This is a genomic window from Actinospica acidithermotolerans (assembly GCF_018139625.1).
Classification (GTDB): domain Bacteria; phylum Actinomycetota; class Actinomycetes; order Streptomycetales; family Catenulisporaceae; genus Actinospica; species Actinospica acidithermotolerans.
This window is the reverse complement of the sequence record NZ_JAGSOH010000203.1, coordinates 1-6,795: the sequence shown is the minus strand read 5'-3', so window position 1 is coordinate 6,795 and position 6,795 is coordinate 1. Positions and strand designations below refer to the sequence as shown.

Genomic DNA, 6,795 nt, shown 5'->3' with positions numbered 1-6,795 from the left:
CATCAGCGCCCGAACTCACCCCGCGCCGACATGTCAACCCCCTGCCGCGACGGGACCGCTCCCAGCCCCCTGCGTCGCCCCGGCAGCCGCCCGGCGACCATGTCCGCAGCCGATTCGATCTCCTACCGCGCCGACGAGGCCGACGAGCGTGGTACGCGCCGAAGCCGACAGGACCGTCCCCCTGCTGTGCTAACCGCCGCCGCATCTGCGGCTGCCGCTGCCGCAACGTCTGGTTTGCCCCTGTCGCCGGAGCCGCTACTGCAACTGATGCCCCGCTCGCTGTCGCAACCCGCGGCGCTGCCGCCGCTGCTGCTGGTGCCACTGCAACCTGTTGCCGCCGCGTTCCCCTTTTCCCCTGCGCCCTTCCCCTTCCTCGTCCTATTCCATTTACCGTCCGCTGCGGGCGATGCTCGCGCTGATCACCTGGTTGGCCAGGATGCTCGCGGTCTCAGCTTCCTTCACCAGGCTTTCGTCCTCGATCGGCCCGACGAGCGACATGCCCTCGTGTGCGTTGCCGTGCACCGTCGTGTTCACCGCTTCGGCGGCTTCGGTTCCGGCGGCCGCGCCACTCGCCTCGCTCGCCTCACCCGGCGACGCCGACTTGGGAGTCTCGGCGGCCGCAGCCGCCACAGCCACTGCGGTGTCGGCGGGAGCCTCGGCCTGAGCCGGGATCACGGCCTGCGGGTGAGCGTGTGTGTGCTGTACGGCGGACTTGATCGCGCCGTACTCCTGGTGCGGGTGGGCGAGCGCGTGCTCGATGTCGTGCAGCTTGAAGTGGCGGTGGTTGTCGTCGGCGAACAGGTGCGCCCAACGCCGCGCATCCATGTAGCGAAGCACCGGGATGTGCCGGATCTCGAGCGACAGCATGATGCCGATGGTCGCGGCCACGGCCAGGACGAGGTCGCCGCAGCCCGCGATCGCGCCGATCGCCGCGGCGCCGAAGATCGAGGCGGCGGTCGTCACGCCGTGCAGGATCTCCCGCTCGTGGTCCGCCTCCTTGACCGCCTGACGGAAGCACAGCCCGCCGCCGATGAAGCCGATGCCGGTCACGGCGCCGCCGAGTACCGCCGGGTAGTGCGGTGCGATCGCGCCGATCAGTGCGGCGCTCAGGCCGATCATCGAGAAGGTGCGGTCGCCGGCCGGCGCGCCGCGCACCTCCCGCTCGAAACCGAGTACGAATGTCAGGGCCCAGCCGACGACTATGTTGATGACGTCGTTCCACTCCACGCTGTGCACGAGCGCTCCTCCCCTTGAGGCCGGTTGCTGACGCGGATCGTCGTTCGGGGTCTTGTGGCTCAGCATTGTAGGGCCCAGGTTTACGGCGGCAAACCGGCGTCTTGCGCGGACGCGCGAGGGCTTCCCGACGGGTTACCGCCGGTCGGCCGATGGTGATCGCATACCGTGTACCTCATGCGCAGAGTTCGGCTCCGAGTCAGTGCCCAACCCGTGGTGCACTGGGCCTGGCGGAACGTGATCGAGGCCGGGAAGATCACCAGCGGTTCCCGGGCCGCCCGCCGCTTCGCCTTCTTCGGCGAGGGCAGCGCCATCGCCTTCCCACAGGGCACGGTGCTTGGCGAGCGGTGGATCTCGGTGGGCCATTTCACGCTGATCGGCCCCCAGGTCACCATCTCCGCCGGATTCATCCCCGAGCGGGACCTCGGCCCCGCCCCGATCGTCCGCATCGGCAACGGCGTCGTCCTCGGCCGCGGCAGCCACGTCGTCGGCCATCAGTCCATCGACATCGGCGACGACGTATATACTGGCCCATACATCTACATCACCGACCAGAACCACGGCTACACCGACCCGGACACTCCGATCGGCAAGCAGTGGCCGGTCAACGAGCCCGTCAGCATCGGCGCCGGATCCTGGATCGGCACCGGCGCGGTGATCCTGCCCGGTGCGGCCATCGGCCGCAACGTCGTCGTAGCGGCTGGCTCCGTCGTCCGCGGCGACGTCCCCGACCACTGCGTCGTCGCAGGCGTGCCCGCCCGCGTGGTCCGCCGCCTCGACGAGGACGGTCAGTGGCGCAGCGCCCGCTCCTACGGCCAGTCCGCCGAGCCCTCGCTCCCACCGGCCCAGGACACTTCGCTCCCCAAGGCCCCGGACACCTCACTTGCCCAGCCCACGACACCGGCCCTGCGCCAGGCGCCCGGTCCGTCGATCACCGACCTCGAAACGCCGTCCGTCGGTAAAACCACCAAGCCGCCCACGCCCGCCTGATCGCCGCCGGAACGGAGCCTTCCGCCGGAAGGGAGCCTTCGGCCGGAAGGGAGCCTTCGGCCGAAAGGGAGCCTTCCGCCATGGAGCCTTCCGTAATGGAGTCGCATCGAGCGGCCGCACCCGTCGTGGATGCCCTGCCGTCCGACGTGCCACGTGCTGCCACGTGCTGCCGCGGCTCCTGCGGGCCGTCGTGGTTGCGGCGATGGAGGGCATGGTGCTGCCCGACGGCGCGGCGCAGCGGTTCCAGGCGCACCTGACCTCCCGTTCCTGGACGGCGCCGAGCCCGAACCGCGCGCCGTCGTCCGTCGCGGGAGGGTCGCGATTTGCGGGTAGACTGCCGTTACGTGCGCTTTCTTAACGACCTCATCCCGCAGTACGACCTCACCTACGACGACGTGTTCATGGTTCCGGCCAGGTCCGACGTCGGCTCCCGGCTCAGCGTGGACCTCGGCACGACGGACGGCACCGGGACGACGATTCCGCTGGTCGTCGCGAACATGACCGCGGTCGCGGGGCGGCGGATGGCCGAGACGGTCGCGCGCCGCGGCGGCCTCGTGATCATCCCGCAGGACATCCCGATCGAGGTGGTGACCGAGGTCGTCTCATGGGTCAAAGCCCGGCACGTCGTGTACGAGACGCCCATCACCGTCCGGCCGACCGACACGGTCGGCGACCTGCTGAACCTGCTGCCGAAGCGCGCGCATGGCGCTGCGGTGGTACTCGAGGGTCAGCGGCCCGTCGGGGTGGCCACCGAGGCCGACGGCCAAGGGGTCGACCGGTTCACGCAGGTCGGGCAGGTCATGGCCCGCGAGCTGCTGACTGTACCGTACGGCATCGCGCCCGAGGAGGCGTTCGAGCGCCTGAGCAAGGGACATCACCGGCTCGCTCCCGTCGTGCACGAGGACGGCACCCTCGCCGGTCTGCTCACCCGCGAGTCCTCGCTCCGGGCGACCCTGTACGCGCCCGCCGTGGACGACCGGGGCCGGCTGCGCATCGGCGCGGCGATCGGCGTGAACGGCGACGTGGTCGGCCGTGCCAAGGCGCTGCTCGACGCCGGCATCGACGTCCTCGTGGTGGACACCGCGCACGGCCACCAGGAGAAGATGCTCACCGCTCTACGCGCGGTGCGCGCACTCGACCCGCAGGTCCCGGTCGTCGCGGGCAACGTGGTCTCGGCCGACGGCGTGCGCGACCTTGTCGAGGCCGGCGCGGACATCGTCAAGGTCGGCGTCGGCCCGGGCGCGATGTGCACCACCCGGATGATGACGGGCGTCGGCCGCCCGCAGTTCTCCGCGGTGCTGGAGTGCGCCGCGGCGGCCCGGGATCTGGGCAGGCATGTCTGGGCGGACGGCGGCGTGCGCCACCCGCGCGACGTTGCGCTGGCGCTGGCCGCCGGTGCCTCGAACGTCATGGTCGGCTCCTGGTTCGCGGGTACGTACGAGTCGCCCGGCGACATCCTGCGGGACGGCAACGGACGGCAGTACAAGGAGAACTTCGGGATGGCCTCGGCCCGCGCGGTCAAGCTGCGCACCGCCGAGGACTCGGCCTTCGAGCAGGCTCGCAAGGCGATCTTCGAGGAGGGCATTTCCAGCTCGCGGATGTACATCGACCCGCGACGCCCGGGCGTCGAGGACCTGATCGACTCGATCGTCGCCGGAGTGCGCTCCTCCTTCACCTACGCGGGCGCCCGGTCCATCGAGGAGTTCCGCGACCGCGCGGTCGTCGGAATCCAGAGCGCCGCGGGCTACACCGAGGGCAAGCCGCTGCACAGCAGCTGGTAGCGGTGCTGCACAGCAGCTGGTAGCGGTAGAGCCGTTCTGCGCCGACGTGTCGGCCCCGGTCTGCTGACGTGTCGGCCCCGGTCTACGGTCCGGGGCCGACACGCGCATCAACGGATGTCGGTCGGCCTGCTAAGGCCTAGCGCTCAGATCTGATCCTCGTCTCCGCTCTGGTTCGGGGTGTCCTGGCCAGGACCCTGGTCGTCCTGGTCCGAGTCGTCCCAGCCCTGGTCCCCGGGCGGGTTCCCGCCGTCCTGGCCGAAGCCCGGGTTGTCCGGGTCGTCGTCGCAGGGCAGTGGGCCGACGGCGTCGCTCCGCTCGCCGTTCTGGACGCCGGCGGTGCTCGTGCCGCCGCCGGAGTTCTTCTGGTCGCCGCCGACGCCCGTCTGGTCGTCCGGGCCCTGCGGATCGGCCGTCAGCTCGAAGGTGACGGGCGCGGACTTGGCCGCCAGGTGCTCGTCGTCACCCGAGTACTGGGCGAAGATCGTGTGCTTGCCGACCGGGATCTCGATCCGCTCGCTGGCCCGGCCGTGGCTGACCTCGACCGGCGTCTCCGGCTTGCCGTCGAGGAAGAACTCGACCTTGCCGGTCGCGGCGTGCCGCCGCTTGCCGGGGTGCTTCTTGTGCTTCTTGCCGTGCCCGGGGCCCTTGTGCTGCCGGCCCTTGCCGGAGTGGTCGTCGCCGCCCTGGCCGGGCTTGTCCGTACCCGGGCCGCCCGGGTGCGCGGCCTCCGGTGTGGTCACCCGGGCCGTGACGGTCACCGGCCGGCCCGCCTCGACGTGCTTGGGCAGGTGCACGACGACGGCCGTCGGCGCGGGTTCGGTGCCGCTGCCGCCCCCGCCGCCGGTGTCGGCGGCCATGGCCGTCACGGGCGCGGCCAGGGCCGCGGCGCCGATCACGGACGTGGCGAGGACGCGATGGAACATGCGGGACATTGCTTGAACCTCCTGGATCCTGATCGCCGCCGCCGCGGGGGTTCCGCGGGAAACGGGGCGACGTGATCACGATCGCAGCGGGTGACGGGTCGTCACATCGAGCAATCGGCGTATATCGCGTACGCAGAAGTGACAGCTCCGACCGGGTGACGAGCCCGCCGGGATTCACCCGGGAGCGGGAGCGCGGAGCGACGCGGTTTCGAACTATAGTTCTAGAAGAGACGCTTGGACCGGTGGAATGGGCACGATCTGCCCGGACATCTCCGGATTCGCCGCACCGTCGCGCCGCGCTGTGGCACAGTTGCCTCGACGAACGCCCGGTGCGGGCGGTCGGCGGGGTGGGGCGGTCTTGTCGGTGGCGCCCGGTAGCGTCGTGGAAGACGAGCCGGACTAGGCGGTTTTCGATACACGGAGGCAGAGAGACCATGGCGGGTACAGACCGCGAGAAGGCGATCGACGCGGCCCTCGCGCAGATCGAGCGACAGTTCGGCAAGGGCTCCGTGATGCGCATGGGCGACCAGACCCGCGCGCCGATCGAGGTCATCCCCACCGGCGCGATCGCGCTGGACGTCGCGCTCGGCGTCGGCGGCCTGCCGCGCGGCCGGATCATCGAGATCTACGGGCCGGAGTCCAGCGGTAAGACGACCGTCGCGCTGCACGCGGTGGCCAACGCCCAGCGGGCCGGCGGCCTGGCCGGATTCATCGACGCGGAGCACGCGCTCGACCCGGACTACGCCAAGGCGCTCGGCGTGGACACCGAGAACCTGTACATCTCGCAGCCGGACAACGGCGAGCAGGCGCTGGAGATCGCGGACACGCTGATCCGCTCCGGCGCGCTGGACGTCATCGTCATCGACTCGGTGGCCGCGCTCGTGCCGCGCGCCGAGATCGAGGGCGAGATGGGCGACTCGCACGTGGGCCTGCAGGCGCGGCTGATGAGCCAGGCGCTGCGCAAGCTCACCGGCGCGCTGAACCACTCGCGGACGACGGCGATCTTCATCAACCAGCTGCGCGAGAAGGTCGGCGTCATGTTCGGCTCGCCGGAGACCACGACCGGTGGCCGCGCGCTGAAGTTCTACGCCTCGGTGCGCCTCGACGTGCGCCGGATCGAGACGCTGAAGGACGGCCAGGAGGCGGTGGCCAACCGTACCCGCGTGAAGGTCGTGAAGAACAAGGTCGCGCCGCCGTTCCGGCAGGCCGAGTTCGACATCGTCTACGGCGAGGGCATCAGCCGCGAGGGCGGCCTGATCGACATGGGCGTGGAGCACGGCTTCGTGCGCAAGTCGGGTGCCTGGTACACGTACGAGAGCGGCCAGCTCGGGCAGGGCAAGGAGAACGCCCGCACGTACCTGAAGGACAACCCGGACATCGCCAACGAGATCGAGAAGAAGATCAAGGAGAAGCTGGGCGTCGGCCCGCGCCTGGACGCCCCGGCCGAGGCGGGCGACGGCGTGCCGCGCCAGGCCGCCGCCGAGCCCGCCGCGGCCCCGGCCGTTGCCACGACCGCCAAGACCCCGCGCGCGTCGCGGGCCAAGGCGGCCGCTGCCGCCGCGGACACAGCCGCCGAGCAGTGACGGATCAGGCGAGGCGGCCTCCGGCTCCGGACCGGCGGCGCGAGCCGTCGGAGTCCGAGGTCGCCTCGCGGGGCCCGGAATCCAACGAAGGCTGGGGAGAACCGGCACCCGGGCGCCCGCGCGACGCCGCGGGCGGTGGGAGACGCCGGCGGACTCGGAGTCCGGGTCGGAGGCGGTTGACGTGACGTCCGGAAGTGAGCGGCGCAAGTCGCAGTGGGGGGCGTCCGAGGGCGTGGAGGTGGAGGCCGAAGGCGTCGAGCATGGCCGGCGGCGGGGGCAGTGGGG

General features: G+C 71.2%; 5 protein-coding genes. 3 read left to right on the top strand and 2 right to left on the bottom strand.

Features of this window, described 5'->3' with window-relative positions:
* Window positions 1–387: 387 nt before the first annotated feature.
* Window positions 388–1,236, bottom strand: coding sequence for an MgtC/SapB family protein (locus KDK95_RS33430; protein WP_212522370.1), 849 nt, complete (start codon window positions 1,234–1,236; stop codon window positions 388–390).
* A 174-nt stretch (window positions 1,237–1,410) separates the two neighbouring features.
* Here KDK95_RS33430 and KDK95_RS37260 point away from each other — a divergent pair, with 174 nt between their 5' ends.
* A complete protein-coding gene (locus KDK95_RS37260; RefSeq protein ID WP_212522369.1) occupies window positions 1,411–2,223 on the top strand; it encodes an acyltransferase in 813 nt (270 codons plus the stop codon).
* Window positions 2,224–2,567: 344 nt separating this feature from the next.
* Window positions 2,568–4,004 carry a GuaB1 family IMP dehydrogenase-related protein gene (locus tag KDK95_RS33420; RefSeq protein WP_307844879.1) on the top strand — a complete coding sequence of 479 codons (1,437 nt, stop codon included), beginning with the start codon at window positions 2,568–2,570 and terminating at the stop codon, window positions 4,002–4,004.
* Between the two features lie 143 nt (window positions 4,005–4,147).
* Here the strand turns inward: KDK95_RS33420 and KDK95_RS33415 are convergent, their stop codons facing one another.
* On the bottom strand, window positions 4,148–4,936 hold the full coding sequence (locus KDK95_RS33415) for an Ig-like domain-containing protein (RefSeq protein WP_212522367.1): 789 nt from the start codon (window positions 4,934–4,936) through the stop codon (window positions 4,148–4,150).
* Between the two features lie 425 nt (window positions 4,937–5,361).
* On the opposite strand from KDK95_RS33415, the gene recA reads away from it, so the two are divergent.
* Window positions 5,362–6,510, top strand: a complete 1,149-nt coding sequence (gene recA / locus KDK95_RS33410) for a recombinase RecA (RefSeq protein ID WP_212522366.1) — start codon at window positions 5,362–5,364, stop codon at window positions 6,508–6,510.
* The last annotated feature ends 285 nt before the right edge of the window (window positions 6,511–6,795 follow it).